Source organism: Marinibacterium profundimaris, assembly GCF_002210095.1.
GTDB lineage: Bacteria > Pseudomonadota > Alphaproteobacteria > Rhodobacterales > Rhodobacteraceae > Marinibacterium > Marinibacterium profundimaris.
This window is the reverse complement of record NZ_AQQR01000005.1, coordinates 116,727-140,654: the sequence shown is the minus strand read 5'-3', so window position 1 is coordinate 140,654 and position 23,928 is coordinate 116,727. Positions and strand designations below refer to the sequence as shown.

The 23,928-nt window shown below is 67.0% G+C and carries 17 protein-coding genes; 13 read left to right on the top strand and 4 right to left on the bottom strand.

From position 1 onward, the window contains the following. Positions 1-162: 162 nt before the first annotated feature. From ATO3_RS14310 to ATO3_RS14300, 3 genes are all read left to right on the top strand, one after another. On the top strand, positions 163-3,342 hold the full coding sequence (locus tag ATO3_RS14310) for a transporter substrate-binding domain-containing protein (protein WP_088650553.1): 3,180 nt from the start codon (positions 163-165) through the stop codon (positions 3,340-3,342). A 261-nt stretch (positions 3,343-3,603) separates the two neighbouring features. Continuing rightward, positions 3,604-5,004, top strand: coding sequence for a glutamate decarboxylase (locus ATO3_RS14305; RefSeq protein ID WP_088650552.1), 1,401 nt, complete (start codon positions 3,604-3,606; stop codon positions 5,002-5,004). Between the two features lie 124 nt (positions 5,005-5,128). Then, entirely contained in the window at positions 5,129-5,533 is a 405-nt protein-coding gene (locus tag ATO3_RS14300) for a c-type cytochrome (protein WP_088650551.1), read from the top strand. Between the two features lie 13 nt (positions 5,534-5,546). On the opposite strand, the gene ATO3_RS14295 is transcribed toward ATO3_RS14300, so the two are convergent. Further along, the gene (locus ATO3_RS14295) at positions 5,547-7,337 is read right to left on the bottom strand and encodes a gamma-glutamyltransferase family protein (RefSeq protein ID WP_088650550.1); all 1,791 of its coding nucleotides are present in this window, start codon (positions 7,335-7,337) and stop codon (positions 5,547-5,549) included. A gap of 10 nt (positions 7,338-7,347) precedes the next feature. Beyond that, positions 7,348-7,977 carry a GntR family transcriptional regulator gene (locus ATO3_RS28520; RefSeq protein WP_233152151.1) on the bottom strand — a complete coding sequence of 210 codons (630 nt, stop codon included), beginning with the start codon at positions 7,975-7,977 and terminating at the stop codon, positions 7,348-7,350. A 22-nt stretch (positions 7,978-7,999) separates the two neighbouring features. On the opposite strand from ATO3_RS28520, the gene ATO3_RS28850 reads away from it, so the two are divergent. The 7 genes from ATO3_RS28850 (at position 8,000) to ATO3_RS14260 (ending at position 15,601) form a co-directional block, all read left to right on the top strand. Beyond that, a complete protein-coding gene (locus tag ATO3_RS28850; RefSeq protein ID WP_158217977.1) occupies positions 8,000-8,158 on the top strand; it encodes a hypothetical protein in 159 nt (52 codons plus the stop codon). A 44-nt stretch (positions 8,159-8,202) separates the two neighbouring features. Then, positions 8,203-9,219 (top strand): ABC transporter ATP-binding protein, encoded by a 1,017-nt coding sequence (locus ATO3_RS14285; RefSeq protein ID WP_088650549.1) that lies wholly within the window; start codon positions 8,203-8,205, stop codon positions 9,217-9,219. Beyond that, positions 9,216-10,238 carry an ABC transporter ATP-binding protein gene (locus ATO3_RS14280; protein WP_088650548.1) on the top strand — a complete coding sequence of 341 codons (1,023 nt, stop codon included), beginning with the start codon at positions 9,216-9,218 and terminating at the stop codon, positions 10,236-10,238. Before ATO3_RS14285 ends, ATO3_RS14280 begins: the two co-directional genes overlap by 4 nt. Beyond that, on the top strand, positions 10,235-12,013 hold the full coding sequence (locus tag ATO3_RS14275) for an ABC transporter substrate-binding protein (RefSeq protein ID WP_088650547.1): 1,779 nt from the start codon (positions 10,235-10,237) through the stop codon (positions 12,011-12,013). Before ATO3_RS14280 ends, ATO3_RS14275 begins: the two co-directional genes overlap by 4 nt. Before the next feature lie 60 nt (positions 12,014-12,073). Further along, positions 12,074-13,021, top strand: a complete 948-nt coding sequence (locus ATO3_RS14270) for an ABC transporter permease (protein WP_088650546.1) — start codon at positions 12,074-12,076, stop codon at positions 13,019-13,021. Further along, entirely contained in the window at positions 13,021-13,890 is an 870-nt protein-coding gene (locus ATO3_RS14265; protein WP_088650545.1) for an ABC transporter permease, read from the top strand. Before ATO3_RS14270 ends, ATO3_RS14265 begins: the two co-directional genes overlap by 1 nt. Before the next feature lie 61 nt (positions 13,891-13,951). Beyond that, on the top strand, positions 13,952-15,601 hold the full coding sequence (locus ATO3_RS14260; protein ID WP_088650544.1) for an amidase: 1,650 nt from the start codon (positions 13,952-13,954) through the stop codon (positions 15,599-15,601). A gap of 334 nt (positions 15,602-15,935) precedes the next feature. On the opposite strand, the gene ATO3_RS14255 is transcribed toward ATO3_RS14260, so the two are convergent. Beyond that, positions 15,936-18,125 carry a calcium-binding protein gene (locus tag ATO3_RS14255; RefSeq protein WP_088650543.1) on the bottom strand — a complete coding sequence of 730 codons (2,190 nt, stop codon included), beginning with the start codon at positions 18,123-18,125 and terminating at the stop codon, positions 15,936-15,938. Between the two features lie 375 nt (positions 18,126-18,500). Between ATO3_RS14255 and ATO3_RS14250 the strand changes: the two genes are divergently transcribed. Together ATO3_RS14250 and ATO3_RS14245 are read left to right on the top strand one after the other, a co-directional pair. After that, complete coding sequence (locus ATO3_RS14250) at positions 18,501-20,231, top strand: sigma-54-dependent Fis family transcriptional regulator (protein ID WP_088650542.1); 1,731 nt, start codon at positions 18,501-18,503, stop codon at positions 20,229-20,231. Positions 20,232-20,371: 140 nt separating this feature from the next. After that, positions 20,372-22,171 carry an NAD(P)/FAD-dependent oxidoreductase gene (locus ATO3_RS14245; RefSeq protein ID WP_088650541.1) on the top strand — a complete coding sequence of 600 codons (1,800 nt, stop codon included), beginning with the start codon at positions 20,372-20,374 and terminating at the stop codon, positions 22,169-22,171. Positions 22,172-22,252: 81 nt separating this feature from the next. Here ATO3_RS14245 and ATO3_RS14240 read toward each other — a convergent pair whose 3' ends face one another. Continuing rightward, on the bottom strand, positions 22,253-23,101 hold the full coding sequence (locus ATO3_RS14240; RefSeq protein ID WP_088650540.1) for a MurR/RpiR family transcriptional regulator: 849 nt from the start codon (positions 23,099-23,101) through the stop codon (positions 22,253-22,255). Between the two features lie 75 nt (positions 23,102-23,176). On the opposite strand from ATO3_RS14240, the gene ATO3_RS14235 reads away from it, so the two are divergent. Beyond that, complete coding sequence (locus ATO3_RS14235) at positions 23,177-23,914, top strand: 5-formyltetrahydrofolate cyclo-ligase (protein ID WP_088650539.1); 738 nt, start codon at positions 23,177-23,179, stop codon at positions 23,912-23,914. Positions 23,915-23,928: the final 14 nt, after the last annotated feature.

Here is a 23,928-nt window from a genome sequence, read left to right as displayed (position 1 = left end):
TGCCCGGTTCTGTCCGCCCCGCCGCGACCTCCCCGGATCCTCCGCAGGATCCGACAGTCAGCCGAAGCACCCGGAGCGAGAATGCTCTTGGACAGCACCCGCCCACGGTTGTAGCGTGAAATCCACCTATAGTTGCAGTATCCATTCCGTTTCGGAGCCCTCATGTCAACTCGGCACTTCAAGCGCATTGTCCGCCGCGCCGTGAGCCGGATCCTGCCGTGCCTGCTGGCCATCGCCCTCCTCCTGACCGTCCCACTGCCCCTGCGCGCGCAGGGACAATCTGCGGACCCGGGCGCGACGCAGGCGCCTTTGCGGGTGCCCTGGGTATCGGCGCCCGGCTTCGGCACCCTGGCTCCGGACGGCAAGGTCATAAGCTTTGCCGCCGACGTGGCGCGCATGGTCGCGGACGAGGCCGGGCTGGAGCTGGACTTCGTCGAATACGACACGCCCGCGGCGCTGATCGAGGCGGCGCGCGACGGCGAGACGGACATGATCGGCTCCATCGGCCGCCTGCGGGCGTTGCAGGACATCCACCTGTTCTACGGACCGGTCGCTCAGCTCCATTTCGTTCTCTATGTCCGGAATGACGCGCCGAACGATTGGACCATCGACACGTTCCAGGGCCGGCGGATCGGTGTGATCCGCAACACGGCCGCCGCCGGCATGTCCTTGCCCGAGGGCGCCGAGCTGATCACATTCGACGAACAGATCACGGCCCTGGGCAAGCTGCTGATCGGAGAGGTCGACGGGGTCGTCATGGTCCATGCCCGCGGCGATCGGACGATCAGAAGCGCAGGGATCGGCGAGCTGGTCCGGGTCACGTCGCCGCCGGTCCTGTCCCGGCAGTTCTACCTGGCCCTGTCCGACAGCCGGGCCGGGCTGGGCCCCCGGGTAAGCGACGCGCTCGAACGGATCGAAACCTCCGGCGCGCTGGAGGTGCTGCGCGAACGCTGGGCGATGGTGCTCCCTCCGGAGCCGCCCGAGGCGCTGACCGTGGGGGTGACGCATTTCCCGCCCTATCAGGTGATCACCGAGGACGGCCAGCTCACGGGCTTCTCGGTCGAGGTTCTGCGCGCCCTCGCCCAACGGGCCAGCGTCGATCTGCAGTTCGAGCCGATCACCGGCGAAAGCTGGGCCGCCGGACCGCGCCCCGGCGCCTTCGATCTGGTCCCGGCGCGCAGCGTCAATGCAGAGGAAAGCCAGCAGCTGGAGTTCTCGCTGCCGATCCAGACAATCGATTATGCCCCGCATGTGCGCGCCGGGTCCAACCTGCAGATCACGGCGCCGACCGACCTGGCCGACCTGCGCGTGGGGTTGCAGTTCACCAGCCCCATCCGGGCCCGGATCGAGGCGGAGATCGGCGCGCCGGTGATCCCCATCGAGAACGTCGCCGCCGGCATCGACGCGCTGCGCAACGACGAGATCGACGTGCTGATCTATCCCGCGCTCTCGGTCTCGGACTTGCTGGACGAGGAAGGCCTGCAGGACGAGGTCACGCGCCTGAACGCTCCGATCTTCAGCAACGGGCTTGCCATCGCCATGCGCCCGGGGGTTGGCGATCTGAAGCGGCGGCTTGACGTCGTCATTCCCGGCTATCTCGGAACTTCCGATTATCGCCGCCTGTCGCGCACCTGGCTGGAGACGCCGCCCTACTGGACGCCCGAACGCCTGCAGCGTCTCTTCCGCGCCGGGGGGGTCGTGTTGCTGCTGGCCCTGCTGGCCTTCCTGGCCCAGAACTGGCGCGCGAAGACGGTGGCCGAACGCCTGCGCGCCGAAGCGCTGGCCGCCAACGAGAGGCTGAGCTCGATCATGGCGAACACCCGTCAGGCGATCTTCGGCTTTGACGCCGGCGGCGAGATCGCGGTCATCAATCCAAGCGGCCGCGCATTGCTGGCCTCCACCGACGCCACCGCGCCCGCCCGCTGGCCCGATGAGGCCGAGTTCCTCGACCCCGTCAGCCGCGCCCCCTTCACGAACGGCGACGACCCGCTGCAGCGCGCGCTTTCGGGCGAGCCGGTCCACGGTCACGTCTGCCTCTTTCGCCGCGACCGCAACCACCAGCCGCGGTTTGTCCGCGTGTCCGGAGACGCGATCCACGACAGCCGAACCGCCCTGCGCGCCCTGCTGATCGTGGAGGACGAACACGACAACGAGCTGACCCGGCAGAAGCTCGACCGCTCGCACAGGCTGTCGTCGATGGGGCAGCTGACCGGCGGGCTGGCCCATGACTTCAACAATATCCTGGCCACGGTGCTCTACAATGCCGAGCTGGCGAAGATGATGGCCGAAGTGCCGGACCAGCCGCTTCTGGACCGCATCATCGACACCGTGCGCAGCGGCAGCGACCTGACCCGGCGGCTGCTGGCCTTCGCCCGCCGCTCGCCCGAACCGGCACGCGCCGTCAACGTCGCCCGCAGCCTGAAGGAGACCGAGGCGCTGGCCCGCCCCGTCATCGGCGAGACGATCAGGCTGGACATCGAAGAGGTGGCCGAGGATGTCCACATTCATTGCGACCGGAGCGAGCTGGAAACCGCGTTGCTGAACCTGATCCTGAACGCGCGCGACGCGATTACAGGCGCCGGCAAGGGCGACACGGTCTCGGTCCAGCTGCGGTGCTACGACCTGCTTGATGCCGATACCGGGCCGGGACGGCAACCGGTGGTCGAGATCTCGGTCAGCGACAACGGCCCCGGCATGACCGAGGACGTACGCCAGCGCGCCACCGATCCGTTCTTCTCGACCAAGACTGAGACCGGAGGCACCGGCCTGGGGCTGGCCATGGTCGAAAGCTTCGTCACCCGCAGCGACGGGCTCCTGTCGATCTATTCCGAACCGGGGCTGGGGACGACGGTCCGCCTGCGCGTACCCCGCGTCACCGCCGAAGACACCGCCCCGCCGACGCAGGCCGCGCCCGAGCTTGCGCGCGGCAATGATGAACGGATCCTGCTGGTGGAGGATCAGCACGACCTGCGCGAACCGATGGCCGAACTGGTCCGCGGCCTGGGCTACCGGGTCGAGACCGCCGAGACCGCCGATGCGGCGATCGAGAGGCTCGACAGCGGGGCATCCTTCGACCTGGTGCTGAGCGACATCGTCATGCCTGGCACCCATTCCGGCCTCGGCCTGGCCGAACACCTGCGGTCCCGGCATCCGGACGTCGCGGCCGTCCTGATGACCGGCTTCGCCGATGTCGGCGCCGACGAGGTCGCGCATCTCGACCTCAAGGTGCTGCGCAAGCCCTGCCCTCTGCCCGACCTGGCCCGGGCGCTCCGCGATGCCCTGGCCCGCGCGCGCGCCGCCGACACGACCGGAACCGGCGCGGATCCGGACACCCCCCGCTGACGGCTCCCAAGTTGGTCCGGGCGATGGTCCTGCCGGCGCCGGGCCCGACCCGTATCGCCGTCGGTTTCCAAGGGGCGTGAACCACCCGCAAACACCCCCCGCCACGCCCTCGCAGAGCCCGCACAGCGGCCACTTTTCTTTCGACTTTGGTCGCCAATTCGCCCAAGTCTTGCGTTAGCCAACTTCGGAACGCTGGCCCCGGCCGATCCAACCCAATGGGAAATAACGAATTTTCCCCAGACCACAGGCGAGACCCAGATCATGACCCTCGTGTCCAAGGACGACATCCGCGAAAAGCTTTACGACAGCACCTATGCCGCCCGCGACCTGGCGCGGCCGCTGCCGAAATACGCCTTCCCCGAGATCGAACACGATCCCAAGGCGATCATGCAGGTGGTCGAGGACGAGCTTTTCCTGGACGGCAACCCGCGCCAGAACCTGGCGACCTTCTGCCAGACCTGGGAGGAGGAAGAGGTCCACAAGATCATGGATTTCTCCATGGACCGGAACATGATCGACAAGAGCGAATACCCCCAGACCGCCGAGCTTGAGATCCGCTGCGCGCATATGCTGGCCGACCTGTGGAATGCCCCCGATGCCGAGGACACGATCGGCACCTCGACGACCGGCTCGTCCGAGGCCTGCATGCTGGGCGGGATGGCCGCCAAATGGCGCTGGCGCGCGAAACGCCAGGCCGAGGGCAAGCCGATCGACAAGCCGAACCTCGTCTGCGGCCCGGTGCAGGTCTGCTGGGAAAAGTTCTGCCGCTACTGGGACATCGAAAAGCGCGAGGTCGAGATGACCCCGGACCGCCTGCAGATGGACCCCGCATCCATGCTGGAGCTGGTGGACGAGAACACCATCGCCGTGGTGCCCACCTTCGGCGTCACCTACACGGGCCATTACGAGCTGGTCAAACCGCTGTCGGACGCGCTGGACAAGCTGCAGGAGGAAAAGGGGCTGGACATCGACATCCATGTCGACGCGGCCTCGGGCGGGTTTCTCGGCCCGTTCTGCGCGCCCGAGATCGAATGGGATTTCCGCCTGCCCCGGGTCAAGTCCATCTCGACCTCCGGGCACAAGTACGGGCTGGCACCGCTGGGTGTGGGCTGGATCGTGTGGCGCGACAAGGCCGAGCTGCCGGATGACCTGGTGTTCTCGGTTCCCTATCTGGGCGGCTCTGTCGGCACCTTCGCGATCAACTTCTCGCGTCCTGCCGGGCAGATCGTCAGCCAGTATTACCTGTTCAACCGGCTCGGCCGCGACGGCTATCGCCGGGTGCAGGACGCCAGCTACCAGGTGGCGCAGTTCCTGTCGTCGCGCCTGGAGAAGCTCGGCCCCTTCGACTTCATCAACACCGGCGATCCCAAGGCCGGCATCCCCGCCGTCTGCTTCCGCATCCGCGACGGCGCCGATCTGCCCTACACGCTCTACGACCTGTCGGCCAAGCTGCTGGAGCGCGGCTGGCAGGTGCCGGCCTTCAACCTCTCCGGCAAGGCGTCCGATATCACCATCATGCGGGTCATGGTGCGGCAGGGCGTGTCGATGGACATGGCGCAGCTGCTGGTCGAAGACATCGAGCGGGCCATCGCCCATTTCGACGCCCACCCGGTGACCACCCCCCTCACCGAGGAAGAGCGCGGCTCCTACAGCCACGGCTGAGGCCCCGGATTGCCTCCGCACCGAGGAAGGGCGCGGGGGCAGGATGGCCAGCCGGCGACGTGGGGCTTGAAACGCATTGCCTCCGGTGCTGCAATCACGGCAGCAACCAAGCGGAGGGCCAGGTATGCTGAGATTAGTGAGCCTTGGACTGCTGCTCGTGGCCGGGGCGGCCGCGGCGCAGGATGCGGATCCATCCGACGGGCAGGAGCTGTTCCGGCTTCATTGCGCGCAATGCCACGGAGCGGATGCGACGGGCGGCGGCCCGATGGCCGAGATGCTGGCAGTCGCGACACCCGACCTGACGGTGCTGGCGGCCAATAACGGCGGGGTTTTCCCGACCGCCGAGGTCGCCCGACAGATCGACGGGCGCGACCGGATGCTGGCCCATGGCGGGGACATGCCGATCTTCGGCCCCTACCTCGAGGCCGACCAGAACATCCCCCTGCGCCTGCCCAGCGGCCAGACCATGCTGACAGGCCTGCCGCTGGCCAATATCATCGTCTACCTGGAGAGCATCCAGTCGGAGTGACCCCCAGGCGGTTCTACCGACCGACCGCATAGGCCTGCATGAGCCGCGGCGTCGCCGCCGCACGCAGCAGGCCGGCCGGATCGCGCGCGGCGGCCGTCAGCCGCCCGATGCTCCAGTCTTCGCCGACCTCCACGTCATGGCCCTTCGCGCGCAGGGCGGCGATGGTCTGCTCGCCCACGCCCGGCTCGATCATCATCCGCCCCGGCTGCGCCACGCGCGGATAGAAGGACGGCGTGAAATGCATCGAATGCCACAACGGCGCGTCGATCGCCTCCTGCAGGTTCGCCTGTCCGTGCACCAGGCGCAGGAAGAAGATCAGCTGCCACTGGTCCTGCTGGTCTCCGCCCGGCGTGCCGAAGGCCATGGCCGTGCCGTCCTGATGCACCGCCAGCGAGGGCGACAGCGTCGTCCTCGGCCGCCGGCCCGGGGCAAGGCTGGTGGGCAGCCCTTCGTCCAGCCAGAACATCTGCGCCCGTGAGTTCAGCGGAAAGCCCAGCCCCGGCACCACCGGCGAGGATTGCAGCCATCCACCCGAGGGCGTGGCCGAGATCATGTTGCCCCAGCGGTCGATCACGTCGATATGCACCGTGTCGCCGCGCCGGTTGGCCAGGTGCGCCATGGTCGGCTCGCCCGCATCCGCGCCGACCGAACGGTCGGTGATCTGCGCGGCGCGGGTCACGGCGGCCTCCGCCAGGTGGTCCAGCCCCTCGATCCGCCCCGGCCGCTGGTCCAGCGAAGCCTCGGCGCCGATCAGCGCCGCGCGCGCCTTCGCGTAGTCGTCCGACAGCAGGCTGGCCAACGGGATGTTGCCCTGTTCCGGATCCCCGTAATAAGCCTCGCGATCCGCCATGGCGAGTTTCAGCGCCTCGACGCTGGTATGGATGAACTCCGTGCTGCCCGGCTCCATCTCTGCGATCCCCGTGTGACCGAGCATCTGCAGCGTCTGCAGCAGCACCGGCCCCTGCCCCCAGGCGCCGGTCTTGTTCACCGTCCAGCCGCCGTAATCGACGCTGACCGGCGCGTCGTAGCCGGCGCTCCACCCCGCCATGTCGTCGGCGGTCAGCACACCCTTGCGGCGCATGCCCTCGCCGTCCATGACCTCGGCATTCCTAAGATACGCCCCGATCGCCTCGGCCACGAACCCGCGGTAAAAGGCATCCCGCGCCCGGTCGATCTGCGCCTCACGGCCCGACACCGCCCCGGCCTCGGCCACGACCCTGTCCCAGGTATCGGCCAGGTCGGGATTGCGGAACAACGACCCCGGCGCCGGCGCCTCGCCCCGCAACAGCCAGGTCGCGGCCGAGCTGGGCCAGTCCGCCTCGAACAGCGCTTTCAGCCCGGCGATGGCCAGCGACACGCGTTCCAGCACCGGATGCCCTGCACGTGCGTAATGGATCGCGGGGGCCAGAACCTCGGCCAGGGCCACCGTGCCGTGATCGCGCAGCAGCAGCATCCAGGCATCGAAGGCCCCGGGGATCACCGTCGCCAGCAGACCGGAGCCGGGGATCATCTCAACCCCTTCGGAACGATAATGTTCGATCGTGGCGCCAGCGGGCGCACAGCCCTGCCCCATCAGCACCTTCACCGGGCCATCGGCGGTGCGGATCAGCGCCGGGACCTCGCCGCCGGGGCCGTTCAGATGCGGCTCCACCACGTGCAGGACGAAGGCCATGGCGACAGCCGCGTCAAACGCGTTGCCGCCGCGTTCGAGGATCCCGAAGCCGACCGAAGAGGCGATCCAGTGGGTCGAGGTGGCGACGCCGAAGGTGCCCGTGATCTCCGGCCGCGTGGTGAACTGGCCCATGGCTGATCCTTTATGTCGAGGGACGCGGCACAATCGCCTGCGGAGTGAAGGCCTCCGGCCCCACAGCGTCCAGCAGCGAGGGCGCCCAACGTTCCAGCACGTTGCGCAGGTGGTCGGCAATGGCGGTGGTGGCACGGGCCTCGTCGCCGGACGACACGGCATCCAGCAACAGCCGGTGTTCCTCGGCCACGCCGCTTTCCCGGAAGAATTCGCGCGGGACTTCCAGCCCGCCCAGGGTGAAGCGATGGATGTGCAGCGAGCAGCGTTCGAGGATCGGCGACAGCAGCGACATGCCCGAGGCCCGGGCCAGCCGGGCGTGGAAGGCCCGGTCGAGTTCGCTGGCCTGCAGGTGATCCTCCCGGTCCTGGGTCTGGTCCATGGCGGCGATGATCTGTTCGATGCCTTCGCGGTCGTGATCGGCCAGCCCGTCCCTGGCGATGGCACGGGCCACGGCCTGTTCGATCGACAGGCGCACGCGCACCATCTCGGCGGCCTCGGCATGGCTGATGTCGGTGATCTGCGTCCCGCGATAGCCCGACCGCTCGACCAGCCCGTCCTCGTCCAGCCGCATCAGCGCCTCGCGTACCGTGCCCTGGCTGCACTGGAACTCCCGGGCCAACTCCTGCTCGCGCAGCAGCATCCCGGGTCCGAAGTTCCGCAATATGATGGCACGCTTGATTATTGCGTATGCGACATCAGACTTTTTTCCGCCGATCGCCGGGCTGGCCGCCAGCAATTCCTTCAACCCGTTTCCAGACACCATTGACAGGGACGTTCCGCTCACCGTTAATATCGATAATGATAACGATAATGCGAAATGACCCCCGGTGTCCAGCGTGACATCACCCTGACAGAGAGGACCTGAATGCCCCTTCTCGGCGTGAAAAACCTGGCAATCGACGTGGAACGTGACGGCGTTGTCCATCGCCTTGTTCACGACGCCAGCTTTTCCGTCGACCGCGGTGAAACGCTGGCGATCGTGGGGGAATCGGGGTCCGGCAAATCGCTGAGCGCCCTGGCCGTGATCGGCTTGCTGAGCGAGGGGCTGACCGTCTCGTCAGGGTCGATTCGCTACGCTGATCAGGAAATCACCGGTCTGGACGAGCCCGCAAGAAACGCCCTGCGCGGCAGCGAAATCGCGATGATTTTCCAGGAGCCGATGACATCGCTGAACCCGGTGCGGTCCATCGGGCACCAGATCACCGAAGGCATGCGGCTGAAGCTGGGGCTGACCCGGCGGCAGGCGAAGGCGCGCGCCATCGAACTTCTGGAAGAGGTCGGAATTTCAGATCCCCAGCAAAGACTTAAGCAATATCCCCACCAGCTTTCGGGCGGCATGCGCCAGCGCGTGATGATCGCCATCGCGCTGTCCTGCAAGCCCAGCCTGATCCTCGCCGACGAGCCGACCACGGCGCTCGACGTGACGATCCAGGCGCAGATCCTGTCGCTGACGGCGCGCATCTGCCGCGATCATGGCGTGGGGCTGGTGCTGATCACGCATAACCTCGGCATCGTGGCGCGCTACGCCCAGAACGTCGCGGTGATGTATGGCGGGCGCATCGTCGAAAAGGCCGCGGCCGCCGAACTCTACCGCGCGCCAATGCATCATTATACGCGCGGGCTTCTGAACTCGGTCCCGCGGCTCGACATTCCACGCGACGTGCCCCTGCGGCCGATCTCGGGCGCCCCGCCGGACCCGATGCAGCATGTCCCCGGCTGCCGCTTCCACCCCAGATGCGGCGCCGCGACCGACCGGTGCCGCCGTGACGTGCCACGGCTAGAGATGCATGGCGACCACGCCGTCGCCTGCTGGCATCCCGACACCGGCGAGCAGTCCGACACCGTGGCTCACCCCGTCGCCAAATCCATGGGGGCCGCATGAGCGCAGCACAAACTCTCCTGGAATTCGATGATGTCCATGTCCATTTTCCGATCCGAGAAGGGCTTTTCAAGCGCGAGGTCGGGCGGATCCGCGCCGTCAACGGCGTAAGCTTCGAGATCAAGCGCGGGCAAGCCTTCGGGCTGGTCGGCGAAAGCGGCTGCGGCAAGTCCACCGTCGCCCGCGCCGCGCTGCGGCTGGAAGAGGCGACCTCGGGCAGCATTCGCTACGCGGGCGAGCATGTCTCCCTGATGCTGGGCCCCGACATGATGGACTACCGCCGCAAGATGCAGGCGGTGTTCCAGGATCCGTTCTCCTCGCTTAACCCGCGCCAGAAGGCCGGCCAGATCATCGCCGAGCCGATCCGCGTCCACGGGCTGAAGCCACCGACCGAGATCAAGGCCGAAGTCCACCGCCTGCTCGACCTCTGCGGCCTGCCCCGCCGGTTCGAGGGGCTCTATCCGCACGAGATGTCCGGCGGACAGCGCCAGCGCATCGGCATCGCCCGGGCGCTGGCCATGGACCCCGAATTGATCGTCGCGGACGAGGCGGTCTCGGCGCTCGATGTCTCGATCCAGGCGCAGATCATCACGCTGCTGGAGGACCTCCAGCGCGACCTGGGCCTGACCTATCTCTTTATCGGCCATGACCTGTCGGTCGTGCGCCACATCTGCGATCACGTGGCGGTCATGTACCTCGGGCGGATCGTCGAAAGCGCACCGTCCGAGGTGCTGTTTTCGAACCCGACCCATCCCTATACCCGCGCGCTGATCGACGCCGTGCCCAACCCCGACCCCGCGGTCGAGGCCGGCCGGCATGTCGAACCGCTGGCCGGCGAAGTGCCCAGCCCGGCCAACCCGCCCTCGGGCTGCGTCTTCCATCCCCGCTGCCCGCTCGCAACCGAGCGTTGCCGCATTGAATCGCCCGCTCTCCTGACCGTCGCGTCGGAGCATTCTGTCGCCTGCTGGAACTCTCCGCAGGCGCCTGACCATCCAACCACCACGCAAAGGACATCATCATGACCACGGACGACCCGAAACTACGCCGGACGCTGCGCAAGCTCTGGGATGACGCCCATGATTTCGACCCGAAGGATCCGCTGTTCGGGCTGACCGCGAAGGAGATGTCCGGCCCGAAACTGTCGCGCCGCGCCACGCTGCGCCTGCTGGCCGCCAGCGGCACGCTGACCGCGGCCCACCTGGTGCCCGGCGGGCTGACAGGGGCCGCAACGGCGCAGGGCGCAGCCGGCGGCACGCTGAATTGCGGCTGGGCCGGCGTGACCGAGATCGTGACGCTGGACCCCGCCAAGATGGACCAGGTGCTGCAGTTCCAGATCACGTCGAACGTGCTTTCGGGCCTCATGCACATCGACAACGAGCTGGTCGCCCAGGGCGACCTGGCCGAGGACTGGACCGTGTCCGAGGACGGGCTGGAATACACGTTCAAGCTGCGCGAGGGCGTCACATTCCACAACGGCGATCCCTTCACCGCCGATGACGTGCTTTACACCTACGAACGCTCGTCCAACCCCGACATCTCGATCCACGCCGGCAACCTGGCCAACGTGGCAAGCCTTGAAAAGCTGGGCGATTACGAGGTGAAATTCACGCTGAAGGCGCCGCAGGCGTCCTTCCTGGCCAAGACGCTCGAACGCGCTTCGGGACGCGCCATGACCATCGTCAGCAAGCGCGCCATCGAGGAGATGGGCGAATCCGATTACGGCCTCGCCCCCGTCGGCACCGGCCCCTTCATGATCACCGAACATGTGCTGGGCCAGGGCGTCACGCTGGAGAAATTCGCCGATTACTTCGACCCCGAACGGCCGAAGCTCGACAAGGTGGTGATCCGTCCCATCGACGGGGTCGAGCCCATCGCCGCCGCGCTGGAGGCCGGTGACATCCAGTATATCGGCGGCAACCCGATCGCCTCGCAGCTGATCGACCGGTTCAAGGAGAACCCGGATCTGGTCGTCGACATCAAGCCGGCGCCGGGCTTCCAGTCCGTCTGGCTGAACCCCTGGCGCGACCCGATGAAGGTCACCGATTTCAACAAGCCGATGGAAGAGCTGATGGAAGAGCCGGGCTTCAAGGTCCGCCTCGCGCTCGCCAAGGCGCTGGACCGCGACACCTATGTCCAGCAGGCGCATTTCGGCTATGCCGTGCCCGGCTACGGCACGATCAACCCGGCCATGGCCTTCTATTACGACGAGGACATCGCCGAGAAATCGCAGCAGGCCTTCGATCCGGAAGGTGCGCAGCAGCTGCTGGCCGATGCCGGCTTCCCCGGCGGCGAGGGCTTCCCCGAGCTTGAGCTGATCACCACCCCGGCGCAGAAGCGCAACGGGCTGGTGCTGGCCAATATCTACAAGCAGGTGCTGGGGATCACGGTGAACGTGACACCCAAGGAATTCTCGGTCGGGATCGAGGATTTCAACAGCAACGAATATGACATGCGGCTCGGCGGATCGGGCGGGGATTACGACCCCGACGATGGCATCGTCGACTGGATGATCACCGACAGCAAGTTCAATGGCCGCACCCGCGACAAGGAGAAATACGCCTTCGGATACTTCTCAAACGCCGAAGCGGACGAGCTGATCATGGAGCAATCGGTGACCGCCGATCTCGAGAAGCGCAGGGAAATGGTCCAGGCTGCGAACCAGATCACCTCTGACCGGGTAGCCTGCGGCTTCCTCTATCATCCCGTCGACGTACAGGTTCGCCACAAATCGGTGAACTTCCCGGCCGAAAGCCGCATCCCCGGCTTGCATGATTTCGACCGCGTCACGCTGGGCTGACCAGTCGCCGGGGCGGGTCTCCCGCCTCGGCACCCCACTGTAACGAAAGGGCTTCGCACTTTGGGTGGCTATATCCTGCGCAGGTTCATCGGATCGGTCATCGTCATGTGGGCGGTGGCGACGCTGGTCTTCTTCATGCTCCGCCTTGTCCCCGGCGACCCGATCGCCGCCATGCTGGCCGATGCCGGCGGCCCCGAAGAGATGGAGGCCATGCGCCGCCGCCTCGGGCTCGACCGGTCGCTGGTGGTGCAATACGGGATCTGGTTCTGGAACATGCTGCAGGGCGATCTGGGCAATTCCATCTACGGCAGCCGCATCCCCGTTACCCAGATCATCGTCGAGGCGATCCCCCGCACCCTGTCGCTTTCGCTTCTGGCCTTCGTGATCGCCATGGTGATCGCCCTGCCCGCCGGGATCCTCTCGGCCACGCGGCGCAACACGGCGACAGACACGACCGTCTCGCTCTTTGCCTTCCTCGGGCTCTCGATGCCGGATTTCTGGCTGGCGATCCTGCTGATCATCGTCTTTGCCGCCAACCTGCAATGGCTGCCCGCCATCGGCTATGTCCCGATCGAGGACGGGCTCTGGCAATGGTTCCGCCACCTGATCCTGCCGGCCATCGCCATCGGCACGGCCTTCTCGGCCATCATCGCCCGGATGATCCGGTCCTCCCTGCTCGAGGTTCTCAGCTCCGACTACATGCGCACGGCCCGCGCCAAGGGGCTGACGCCGCGGATGCTGATGTTCGGCCATGCCCTGCCCAACGCGATGATCCCGGTGATCACAGTCATGGGCATTGCCTTTGCCCTGCTGATCTCGGGTGCCGTGGTGGTCGAGAACGTCTTTGCCATCAAGGGCCTCGGCCGCGTGCTGATCGAGGGCATCCTGAACCGCGACTACCCGGTCGTGCAGGGCGCGGTGCTCGTCGTCTCGGCGATCTTCGTCTTCTCCAACCTCCTCGTCGATCTGCTCTACGGCGTGATCGACCCCCGCATCCGGCTGCACTGATGACCGATATCGCTCAAGACGTCTCCGCCCCGCCGAAACGCCGCTCCCGCCTGGTGTCGACACTGGCCGCCGACCGAAAGGCGCAGGCCGGGCTCTTGGTGCTGGTGCTTTTCGTGCTGGCCGGGACCTTCGCGCCACTGCTGGCGCAATACGACCCCAACGAGATGACGCTCGACATGATGGGCGGCCTCAGCTGGGCGCACCCGCTGGGCACCGACGACCTCGGCCGCGACCTGCTCAGCCGCATCCTCTACGGCACGCGCGTGTCGCTCTTCATCGGCTTTGCCACCGTGGCGCTGGCCCTGGTGGTCGGTGTCGCGCTGGGGCTGGTGGCGGGCTATTTCGGCGGCTGGGTCGATATGGTCATCATGCGCTACATCGACTTGCAATGGGCCTTCCCGAACTTCATCATCGCGGTCTACCTCGTCGCGGTCTTCGGCACCGGCCTGCTGAACGTGATCGTCGCCATCTCGCTCGCCTTCGTCGATGATTTCGCCCGCATCGCACGGTCGATGACCCTGACCCTGCGCGAGGAACAATATATCGACGCCGCCCGCGTGCTGGGCTTTTCCAAAGCCCGTACCCTGCTGATCCATGTCATGCCCAACGCGGTGGCGCCGATCATCGTGCAGGCCACAGTCAGCGTCTCCTACGCCATCCTGGGCGAGGCGAGCCTGTCGTTCCTGGGCCTCGGCGTCGACGCCAATACACCGACCTGGGGGCTGATCCTGGCGGACGGGCGCGGCTTCATCACCCGGGCCTGGTGGCTGGGCGTCTTCCCGGGGCTGGCGATCATGCTGGTGGTGCTGTCGATCAACTTCATCGGCGACTGGCTGCGCGACGCGCTCGACGTGCGCCAGCAGGTCTGAGCCATCACGAGGCCGGCCTGCAAGGGACGGACGAGTAGCAGCGGGAACAAGGGAGAAGGCCATGGCGAACAAGGGGATCACCGAGCAGGACATCGAAAGCGCCGAGAAGCTGCTTGGCATCGCCTATACACCGCGCGAGCGGGCCCAGATGGCCGGCAATCTCGACGGCCAGATCGACAGCGCGGTCGCCCGGCGCAAGATCGACATTCCGAACGCCGTCCCCATGGCCACCCGCTTCGACCCCCGCCTGCCGGGGTTCGAAATGCCCACCGCCTCCGGCGTCACCGGCAGCACGCCCGACACCCCGCTGCTCGCGGCGGACGAGGACATCGCCTTCGCCACCCTGCCCGAGCTTGGCGTCTGGATCCGCTCCGGCGCCCTGACCAGCCGCCGCCTGACCGAAATCTACCTCGCCCGGATCGAGGCGCTGAACCCGCTGCTGAACTGCTACGCCACGGTCACGCCCGACCTCGCCCTGGCCCAGGCCGACGCGATGGACGACCTGACCGCGAAGGGCGAAAACCTCGGCCCGCTGCACGGGATCCCCTACGGCGTGAAGGACCTCTTCGACACCGCCGGCATCACCACCGGCTGGGGCGCCGAACCCTACCGCGACCGGGTGCCCGACACCGATGCCCGCGTCGTGACGCTGCTGCGCGAGGCCGGCGCGGTGCTGCTGGGCAAGACCACGCTGGGCGCGCTGGCCTATAACGACATCTGGTATGGCGGCCGCACCAACAATCCCTGGAACCCCGAGGAGGGCTCCTCCGGCTCCTCCGCCGGCTCCGGCTCGGCCACCGCCGCCGGTCTCTGCGGCTTCTCCATCGGCACCGAAACCCTCGGCTCCATCACCTCGCCCTGCCAGCGCAACGGCACCACCGGCCTGCGCCCCACCTTCGGTCGGGTCAGCCGCGCGGGGGCCATGGCGCTCTGCTGGTCGCTCGACAAGATCGGGCCGATGTGCCGGGGCGTGGAGGATTGCGCGCTGGTGCTCGACGCGATCAACGGCGCCGATATCGACGACCGCTGCACCATCGCCGCCCCCTTCGCCTTTGACGCGACCAAGGGGACCCATGAGCTGACGCTGGGCTACCTGCCCGAGGCCTTCGGCAAAGGTTCAACCGACGTGGACCACGCGGCCCTCGCCGCCGCGAAACGGCTGGGCATCGAGGTGGTCGAGGTCTCGCTCCCCGATCTGCCCTATGGCTCGCTGATGAACGGCCTCTACGCCGAGGCCGCGGCCGCCTTCGAGCACCTGACACTCTCCGATCTGGACGACACGCTCACCTGGCAGGACGACGGCGCTTGGCCCAACACCCACCGCAAGGCACGCTTCCTTTCGGCGGTGGACCACGTCCAGATCGACCGCCTGCGCTACCTGGTGATGCAGGCGCTCGACGGCATGTTCCGCGAGGTCGACGCGCTGATCGGCCCCTTCATGACCGGGCCGATGCTCGTGGCCTCCAACTTCACCGGCCATCCCTGCCTGCACCTGCGCGCGGGCTTCCTGCAGGTCGCCACCCGCGGCGCGGCCTCCCTCGGCGAGGGCAAGCTGACCACCGGCAAGGCTGGCGAGGGCGAGACGCATCGCGTGCCGCAAGGCATCTCTCTCTGGGGCCGGCTGTTCGACGAGGGCACGATCCTCAACCTCGGCCAGGCGCTGGAGGCCGAGCTGGGCGTCGCCGCCGAACGCCCGCCCCTGCCCGCCTGATCCCGGACGCCCGGGTACCGGACCTTACCCGGGGGGAAGGTCCCGCACAGCCCGGCCGGATCACCTTACCCGGGCATCTGGTTCTGCAGGGCGAGAGTCCAGGGGCGTGAGGGGCGCCTGCGGACATGAGGCAGCCTGGAAGGGCTGACGAAGGGGAAAAGCCGCCGCCGGCCGGGGGATGGCCGTGCGGCGGCTTCCGGTTCGGCGCAGGCCCCCTGGGGGACGGGGGTGCCGGCGCCGTCTGCGCGATGCGTTATGTGCTCTGCCTCTTCCCCTTCTTGCCGATGACACGCCGCGCCTGCCCGCTCCGGCCGTGACTGGCCGGCCCGGAACCTCAGATCAGCAGGATATCCTGCGCGATCTCGTCGAAGGTGACGCCGTTCAGCTTGATCAGGTCGCCCTCCCCCAGCCGCAGCACCAGCATGTCGTCCTTCTGCACCGACAGCCGCTCGATCCGGTCCAGCGTGAACCGGTCGCCCAGGTTTCTCAGCACGAGTTCGTCGGCGCCGGCCTCGAAATCAAGGATCCGGTCCTTGTCGTCGCCCCGGCGAAAGATGAAGCGGTCGTTGCCGTTCATGCCGTAGAGCACGTCGTTTCCATCCCGCCCCAGCAGCCGGTCATTGCCGTTGTGCCCGAAGAGCCGGTTTCTCCCGTCATCGCCGTTCAGCGCGTCATCGAACCGCGTGCCGAACAGATCCTCGATACCGACGAAGCGGTCGCCATCGGCCTGGCCCGTGTTCCGGCCGCTGACCTGCAGGTCCGCCACGACCCCATGTTTCGAGTTGATGTATTGCGCCCGGTCGCGCCCCGGCCCACCGGCCAGAAGATCCCCCCCCGAGCCACCGATGAGCACATCGTTGCCTTCATTGCCCTGCAGCCGGTCGTGCCCGCCCTTGCCGATGATCACGTCCCGGCCGGCACCGCCACGCAGGACGTCGGCCTTTGGGGTGATCGCGGTGGCTTCCAGCTGCAGGATTTCCCAGTCCTTCAGCTTGATCTCGGCAATGCCGTCGCGCCAGTTCATGTCCCGCGCCGTCGGGTGCGAATAGACGACCCGAGACGTGACCAGTTCCTCGGCGCTGGCATGGGCCGGGGCATCGTCGCCCAGGATCGTTGCCGTGATGAAATAGGACTTTCCGAAATCCTCCACCAGCGCGCCGAAATCCACGGTCAGCGATTGCTGATAGGGGCTCTGGTTGACGATGAAGGCAACATTCTTTTTGGCACTGACATAGGTGGAATATTCGACGTCATATTCCCCCGGTATGTCCAGCAGATCGCCGCCGGCACTTGCCACCAGCCCCTGGACGGACGACGACAGCATCTCATAGACGGCGCCCGAGTGTTTCAGTGTCGGCCCCTCCGACGAATTCACCTCCGGCGTATGAACCAGCGCGGTGGATTTCATCGACGAGCCCATGACCTTCCAGATCTGCGCATTGTCGATGCCGCTCGTCGCCGCCTCGTGGAACATCTCGACGATGATGCCGGCCTGCTTCAGCCCATACCCGTACTCCCCCGCCTTGGCCGCCTGCAGGTTCCATTCGGTCAGCCCGTAGCTCAGCTCGCCGGCATTGGCGGACCGTCCGTTGGGACCCGCCGACAGCGCCGCCTCCAGTTTCGCATAGGAGCCGAAGGCCACATTCTTTCCGCCGTCGTCGACGCTGAAATTGCGCGCGTAGACGTGGTTCACGATGCCGTCGATCAGGTCGGCGGCACCGGCCGCCTTGATGCCGGCGGCGATCTCGCGGGGCTGCTCGTTGAAGGACGAGGCGTTGGTGTTGTATTCGTTGCGCGAATGCACGGTCTGGACCAGGATGTCGGCGTCGTAGCGCGCCGTCTCCAGCGCGTCGTGAATCCGGACCGCCGCCAGGCCGGCCAGCTTGCCGTATTCGACCTGGTTCATCTGGCCCGAGCCCCAGAATTCGTTGCCGATCTCGAAGGCCTCGATCTTCACGCCCCAGTATCGCGCGATTTCAACGGCTTCACCGATGAACTCCGACAGTTCGCGCAGGTAAGCCTGGCTGACCTCGCGGACCACGGCCTGCTGGTGGACACCGGTCTTCACAGCATCTCCGATCAACCCTTCGCGGGTCGGCACGACCATGGTGATCGAAGTGTTGGTCCGCGCGGCAAGCTCGAGGAAACGCGACATCGGGACGACGGTATCGCCGCTGGGCGCGTCGATGAAATCCGCGGGCGTCCGGTCGAAATGGCGCCTGTCGGTCATGTCAAAGGACTTCTCCGAGATGGAGCCGCCCGGGTAGCGCCAGTGGGTCACGCCGGCCATTGCCTGCGACCACGCGAAGCTGGCGTCGCTGATGTTGGCGTTGCCGTTGGCGAAGAAGTAATTCCCGCCGAACATGGCGTCGGTGATACGGCCGCTTTCGGCCCGGCCCGTTTCGATGACGAACGGGCCCGCCTCGGCCGCGGCGCGGCTGGCAAACTTGGCGATGTCCAATTCCTCGTCGGAATTGCGCACCAGGTCATCGACGTCCCGGTGTTCAGCGGCGGTGCCACGCATGTCAAATCCCCCTTGCGATCAACCGGGGTCGGTTTTCGCCGGGGATTGGGGCCGAAATGTGCGCGCCACCGGACCGGGAGGCGGCGCAAAGTTTCGATTTTAGTAAATCCGATCAGGACAGATATCCTGAAGTATAGAATTAAAATCAAATACTACGAAAATTGATTTCCAATTTTGCGAATCCATCCCGCCAGATGGCTTGCACCGGTCAGGCGGATTCCATCCCAAGGACAGCCACGCCTGGTCCCCCGCCATCCTGCCCTGCCGCCGCGCCAGTCCGGAACCACCCCAGGACCCGACAGGACGGCCGACGAAAGTCTCTTCCCGGATACCGTCCTGCCTGTGCTAGGATACAACCGGGGGAGGATCGACATCATGAGCGATCGTCAGCACGTCGAGGAGATCGAACGGGTGCTGAGCGGCGGCCAGACCGGGCGCGATGGTTTCGTGTCCGCGTCGTGGAAGCGCTGTGTCGAAATCTACGGCATGGATCCGATGCGGCGCGATCCGGCCCATATCGTTACGGAAACAGAGCTGCGCGATCACCGCCAGCAGGCCGAGCGCATGGTCGGCGCCGCGCGCTCCAGCCTGCAAAGCCTGTTCCGGCAGGTCGCCGGGCAGAACTACGTGCTGTTGCTGACCGACGCCGAAGGCGTCTGCGTCGACTTCTTCGGCGACGCGCTCTTCGTCGACGACCTGCGGGCGGCGGGGCTCTACCTGGGATCGAACTGGTCCGAGGACCTGGCCGGCACCTGCGGCGTCGGGGCCTGCATCGTCACCCAGGCGCCGGTGACCGTCCACCAGGACGACCATTTCGGCAACGCCCATACCACGCTCAGCTGTACCGCCGCGCCGATCTTCGACAGTCTCGGGCGGCTGGCCGCGGTGCTTGACATCTCGCTTTTGCGCTCGCCCGCGCCGAAGCGCAGCCAGAACCTTGCGATGAGCCTGGTGACCAATGCCACCCGGCGGGTGGAGATGGCCAACCTGATGGCCGAAAGCCGCCGCGACTGGGTGCTGCGCCTGTCCGACAGCCCGGAGTTCCTGGACGTGGATCCCGAGACCGCCGTGCGGCTCGACGGGTCCGGCCGGGTGCTGGGATATACGAGGGGCGCGCGGCGGCTGTTCCCGGACGGGCAGGAGGTGCTGGGGCGGCGCATCGACGAGGTGCTGAACCTGACCATCGACGACCTGCCCGACCTGATGCGCGACCGCCCGACCGAGGACAGGATCATCGAGATGCGCGATGGCGGCGCGCTCTTCGGCCATGCCATCGCGCCCCAGGCGCCGCGCACCGCGCCGCGCAGCAACCGGCGCGGCGGGCCGCTGGCCGGGCTGGCCGGCGACGACCCGGCGATGGAGCAGATGCTGACCCACGCCGCGCGGCTTGCCCCGACGCAGGTCCCCCTGCTGCTCACCGGAGAGACCGGGACCGGCAAGACGAAGCTGGCGCACACGATCCACATGACCGGCGCCAACCGCGGTTTCCTGGGGATTGACTGCGCCGGGCTTACCCCGCAGGCCTTGCGCGAGGCCTGCGCCACGCTCACCGGCCCCGCCACCCTTCTGCTGCGCCGGATCGAAGAGCTGGCGCCTGACACCGCCTCGGCCCTTGCCTCGGTTCTCGACGGCGACACCGGGCTGCGGCCGGTCTCGACCACGTGCCTGGCGCCCGGCGCGCTCGACCTGCCGCGTCCGCTGTTCCATCGCCTCGCCGGTGCGACGCTTGCCCTGCCGCCGCTGCGGCAGCGGCAGGACCTGGGGTGGCTGCTCGACCGGCTGCTGTGGCGGCGCGCGCCCGAGGACATGCGCCTGTCGCCCTCGGCCCGGGCCGACCTGCTGGGCCGCCCGTGGCCCGGCAATATCCGCGAGTTGGAACAGGTGCTCGACGTGGCCGTGGCCCTTTGCGACGGGCGTGTGATCGATCAGCCGGACCTGCCGGCGCCGGTGGATGCGGCGGCCGGGGCGGGCGCGACCGAGGAGACGCTGGAGCAGGTGATGGAGGCCTGCGGCTGGAACATGGCGCGCGCGGCCCGTCGGCTGGGCGTGCACCGGTCGACCGTGCTGCGCCGCATGCGCCAGGCCGGGTTGCAGCCGCACGGCTGAGCGGTTGCGCGACGTTGCGCGCGCAACATGCCGCGGCGCGGCACCGGGATTTCCGGCGCGCGCGCGCATCCCGCGATGGATCGCGCGCCGGATGGGCCGCGATACTGCGCGACAGCGGATCGTTCAGAGGAGGAAACGCGATGCTCGACACAACCGTTACGACCCAGACCCAGGAGGTGCTGGACACCCTCAACGCCGCGCTGGACGCCGGCGACGTGGCCCGCGCCGCCGGGCTCTTTGCCACCGACAGCTACTGGCGGGACCTCGTGGCCGTGACATGGAACCTCAAGACCGTGGAGGGGCCCGACGGCGTGACCGACATGCTCACCCAGCAATTGCCGCTGACGCAGCCCGGCCATTTCGCGATCCAGGACGGCGAGACGCCGGCGGAGGACGGCGGCATCATCACCGCCTGGATCACGTTCGAGACCAGGCTGGGCCGGGGCTGGGGACTTATGCGCCTGAAGGACGGGCGGATCTGGACCCTGCTGACCGCCATGCAGGAGCTGAAGGGCTTCGAGGAGAACCGCGGCACGCGCCGCCCGATGGGCGCCGAACACGGGGCCGAGAAGAACCGCGCCAGCTGGAAGGAACGGCGCGAGGCGGAGGCCGCCACGCTGGGCTACGACACGCAGCCCTACACGGTGATCGTCGGCGGCGGTCAGGGCGGCATCGCGCTTGGCGCCCGTCTGCGCCAGCTTGGCGTGCCGACCATCATCCTCGACAAGCACGACCGCCCCGGCGACCAGTGGCGCAGCCGCTACAAGTCGCTCTGCCTGCATGACCCGATCTGGTACGACCACCTGCCCTACATCAAGTTTCCCGACAACTGGCCCGTCTTCACGCCCAAGGACAAGATCGGCGACTGGCTGGAGATGTACACCAAGGTGATGGAGCTGAACTACTGGACCCGGTCCGAGGTGAAAAAGGCCAGCTTCGACGAGGCCTCGGGCACCTGGACGGTCGAGGTCGACCGCGACGGCGAGACCGTGGTGCTGAAACCCACGCAGCTGGTGCTGGCCACCGGCATGTCGGGCAAGGCCAACATCCCCTCCTTCCCCGGCATGGACAGCTTCAAGGGCACGATCCAGCATTCCTCGCAGCACGAGGGGCCGGACGCCTGGACCGGCAAGAAGGTCGTCGTGATCGGCTCCAACAACTCGGCCCATGACATCTGCGCCGCGCTGTGGGAGGCCGATGCCGATGTCACCATGGTACAAAGGTCCTCCACCCATATCGTGCGCTCGGACACGCTGATGAATATCGGGCTGGGCGCGCTTTATTCCGAAGAGGCGGTGGCCAACGGCATGACGACCGAGAAGGCCGATATGGTCTTCGCCTCCCTGCCCTACCGGATCATGCACGAATTCCAGATCCCGCTATACGAGCAGATGCGCGAGCGCGACGCGGACTTCTACGCGGGGCTGGAAAAGGCCGGCTTCGATCTCGACTGGGGCGACGACGGCTCGGGTCTTTTCATGAAGTACCTGCGGCGCGGATCGGGCTATTACATCGACGTGGGCGCCAGCCAGCTGATCATCGACGGCAAGGTGAAGCTGGTGAAGGGCCAGGTCGATCACTTCGACGAAACGGCGGTGGTGCTGGAAGACGGCACGCGGCTGGAGGCCGACCTGGTGGTCCTGGCCACCGGCTATGGCAGCATGAACGGCTGGGCCGCCGACCTGATCAGCCAGGAGATCGCCGACAAGGTCGGCAAGGTCTGGGGGCTGGGATCGGACACGACCAAGGACCCTGGCCCCTGGGAGGGCGAGCAGCGCAACATGTGGAAGCCGACCCAGCAGGAGAACCTGTGGTTCCACGGCGGCAACCTGCACCAGTCGCGGCATTATTCGCTCTACCTCGCCCTGCAGCTGAAGGCCCGGATGGAGGGATTGGACACCCTCGTCTACGGCCTGCAGGAGGTGCATCACCTGTCGTGATGCACCAGGCGCCCGGTTTTCTTCTCCCGAACCGGGCGCTGAACCTTCCCTGAGATCGGCGCGCCCGGCGTGGCGCCGGCGCTATTCGCTGAGGTCCAGTTCCTCGTTGATCGCGTCCAGCGTCGCGATGCGCCGGGTCGCGGCCTCGGGCGTCTTGCCCAGGTAGGCCAGCGCCAGAAGCCGCAGCATCGAGATCATCGTCGCATGGGTCGGCAACAGCCCGTAGCTGGCGATGTGGCAGGGCAGCACGTAGTTCGAGAACCGCCGCGCCTGGGCGGCATAGGCGGGGTCGGTGATCGTGATGATCTGCATCCGCGTGGTCCGTGCATGGGCCAGCAGCACCGGCAGAAGCCGCGGGCGCGGCGCGAAGGTCAGCAGGATCAGCACGTCGCGCGGCCCGGTCATCGACAGTTCCGACGCCCAGTCCTGCCCCGATCCCTCGATCTGGTGCACCCCGTGGCGCAGCCGCGTGAACATGGTCCGCCCCAGCCGCGCGATGCCGTATTCGTCGCCGAAGCCCAGGAACCAGACGCGCGGCGCGGCCTCCAGAACGCCCGCGATCTCGGGCAGCAGGTCGGCGCGGATCTCTTCGAAGGTGCGGGCCAGGTTGCGCTGTTCCAGCTCCAGGTGATCGGACAGCGTCCGCCCCAGCGAGGCCGTTTCAGTCCCCGTGTCACGCCGCAGGTAGGGCTCGCGGCTGTTGCGCTCCTCGCGGGCCTGAAGCCGTACCTCCTCGAAATCCGCATAGCCCAGATTGCGGAAAAAACGGGCAGTCGTCGCCTTGGACACTCCGGCAAGAGAGGCGAGCTCCGTCGCCGTATGAGTTTCAACAAGCCCTTGGTTTTCCATCAGAACCGCCGCGATCTTCTTCTCGCTCGAGGTCAGCCGGGCATGTTTTTCCTGGATTCTCAGGATCAGTCTGGAGGCCATGTCTACCGCTTTCCTCTTGACGAATGAAACCAAAGTTTCACAAGCATGAAACACTGAAACGGCAAGGGCGACAAGATGACTTCCTCCAGGATGATCCGCGAAAGAATATGGACGAGGCTTCACGAGGTGGCGAGGCCGGATACCCGGTTCCACATGAACTTTGCCGAGGTCATCCCCGATTTCGAAGGATCGGAGGCAGCGACCGACCGGCTGGTCGAGGATCCGGCCTACCAGGCCAGCACCTTTGCCTTCATCACGCCGGATAATTGCCTTGTCGACCTGCGCCGCCGCATGATCGAGGCGGGCAAGCCCTTCGTCATGTCGACCTACGGGATCTACCGCGGCTTTCTCTACCTCGACCCGGCGAAGGTGCCCGAGGGCGCGGCGCTTTATGCCGCCTGGCTCGACGGGATGGAGCATTTCGGAGACCCCGTGACGCTCGAACAGATCTCGCGCATGGGGCGGTTCGATTACCTAGTGACCGGCGCCTCCGCGGTGTCGATGAACGGTGTGCGCTTCGGCAAGGGCCACGGGTTCTTCGACCTGGAATGGGGCATGTTCACCGACCTGGGCTTCGTCGACGAAACCACGCCGGTACACGCCGTCGTCCACGACATCCAGCTGGTCGAAGAGCAGCTTCAGCCGTCGGAAACCGACATCCTCGTGGACAAGATCTTCACCCCCGGCGGCACCCATGTGGTCGAACGCCGGGCCAAGCGGCCCAGCGGCGTGAAATGGCCGCTGCTGGAGCCCAGGCAGATCGACCAGACCCCGCCCCTGCAGGAGCTTCAGCGCCTGCAGGGCCTCGCCTGACGCACCGACACCCC

Coding starts and splice junctions, on each gene's coding strand:
- ATO3_RS14310 (WP_088650553.1), top strand. CDS start 163: ATGTCAACTCGGCACTTCAAGCGCATTGTCCGCCGCGCCGTGAGCCGG.
- ATO3_RS14305 (WP_088650552.1), top strand. CDS start 3,604: ATGACCCTCGTGTCCAAGGACGACATCCGCGAAAAGCTTTACGACAGC.
- ATO3_RS14300 (WP_088650551.1), top strand. CDS start 5,129: ATGCTGAGATTAGTGAGCCTTGGACTGCTGCTCGTGGCCGGGGCGGCC.
- ATO3_RS14295 (WP_088650550.1), bottom strand. CDS start 7,337: ATGGGCCAGTTCACCACGCGGCCGGAGATCACGGGCACCTTCGGCGTC.
- ATO3_RS28520 (WP_233152151.1), bottom strand. CDS start 7,977: ATGCTGCTGCGCGAGCAGGAGTTGGCCCGGGAGTTCCAGTGCAGCCAG.
- ATO3_RS28850 (WP_158217977.1), top strand. CDS start 8,000: ATGATGGCACGCTTGATTATTGCGTATGCGACATCAGACTTTTTTCCG.
- ATO3_RS14285 (WP_088650549.1), top strand. CDS start 8,203: ATGCCCCTTCTCGGCGTGAAAAACCTGGCAATCGACGTGGAACGTGAC.
- ATO3_RS14280 (WP_088650548.1), top strand. CDS start 9,216: ATGAGCGCAGCACAAACTCTCCTGGAATTCGATGATGTCCATGTCCAT.
- ATO3_RS14275 (WP_088650547.1), top strand. CDS start 10,235: ATGACCACGGACGACCCGAAACTACGCCGGACGCTGCGCAAGCTCTGG.
- ATO3_RS14265 (WP_088650545.1), top strand. CDS start 13,021: ATGACCGATATCGCTCAAGACGTCTCCGCCCCGCCGAAACGCCGCTCC.
- ATO3_RS14260 (WP_088650544.1), top strand. CDS start 13,952: ATGGCGAACAAGGGGATCACCGAGCAGGACATCGAAAGCGCCGAGAAG.
- ATO3_RS14255 (WP_088650543.1), bottom strand. CDS start 18,125: ATGCGTGGCACCGCCGCTGAACACCGGGACGTCGATGACCTGGTGCGC.
- ATO3_RS14250 (WP_088650542.1), top strand. CDS start 18,501: ATGAGCGATCGTCAGCACGTCGAGGAGATCGAACGGGTGCTGAGCGGC.
- ATO3_RS14245 (WP_088650541.1), top strand. CDS start 20,372: ATGCTCGACACAACCGTTACGACCCAGACCCAGGAGGTGCTGGACACC.
- ATO3_RS14240 (WP_088650540.1), bottom strand. CDS start 23,101: ATGGCCTCCAGACTGATCCTGAGAATCCAGGAAAAACATGCCCGGCTG.
- ATO3_RS14235 (WP_088650539.1), top strand. CDS start 23,177: ATGACTTCCTCCAGGATGATCCGCGAAAGAATATGGACGAGGCTTCAC.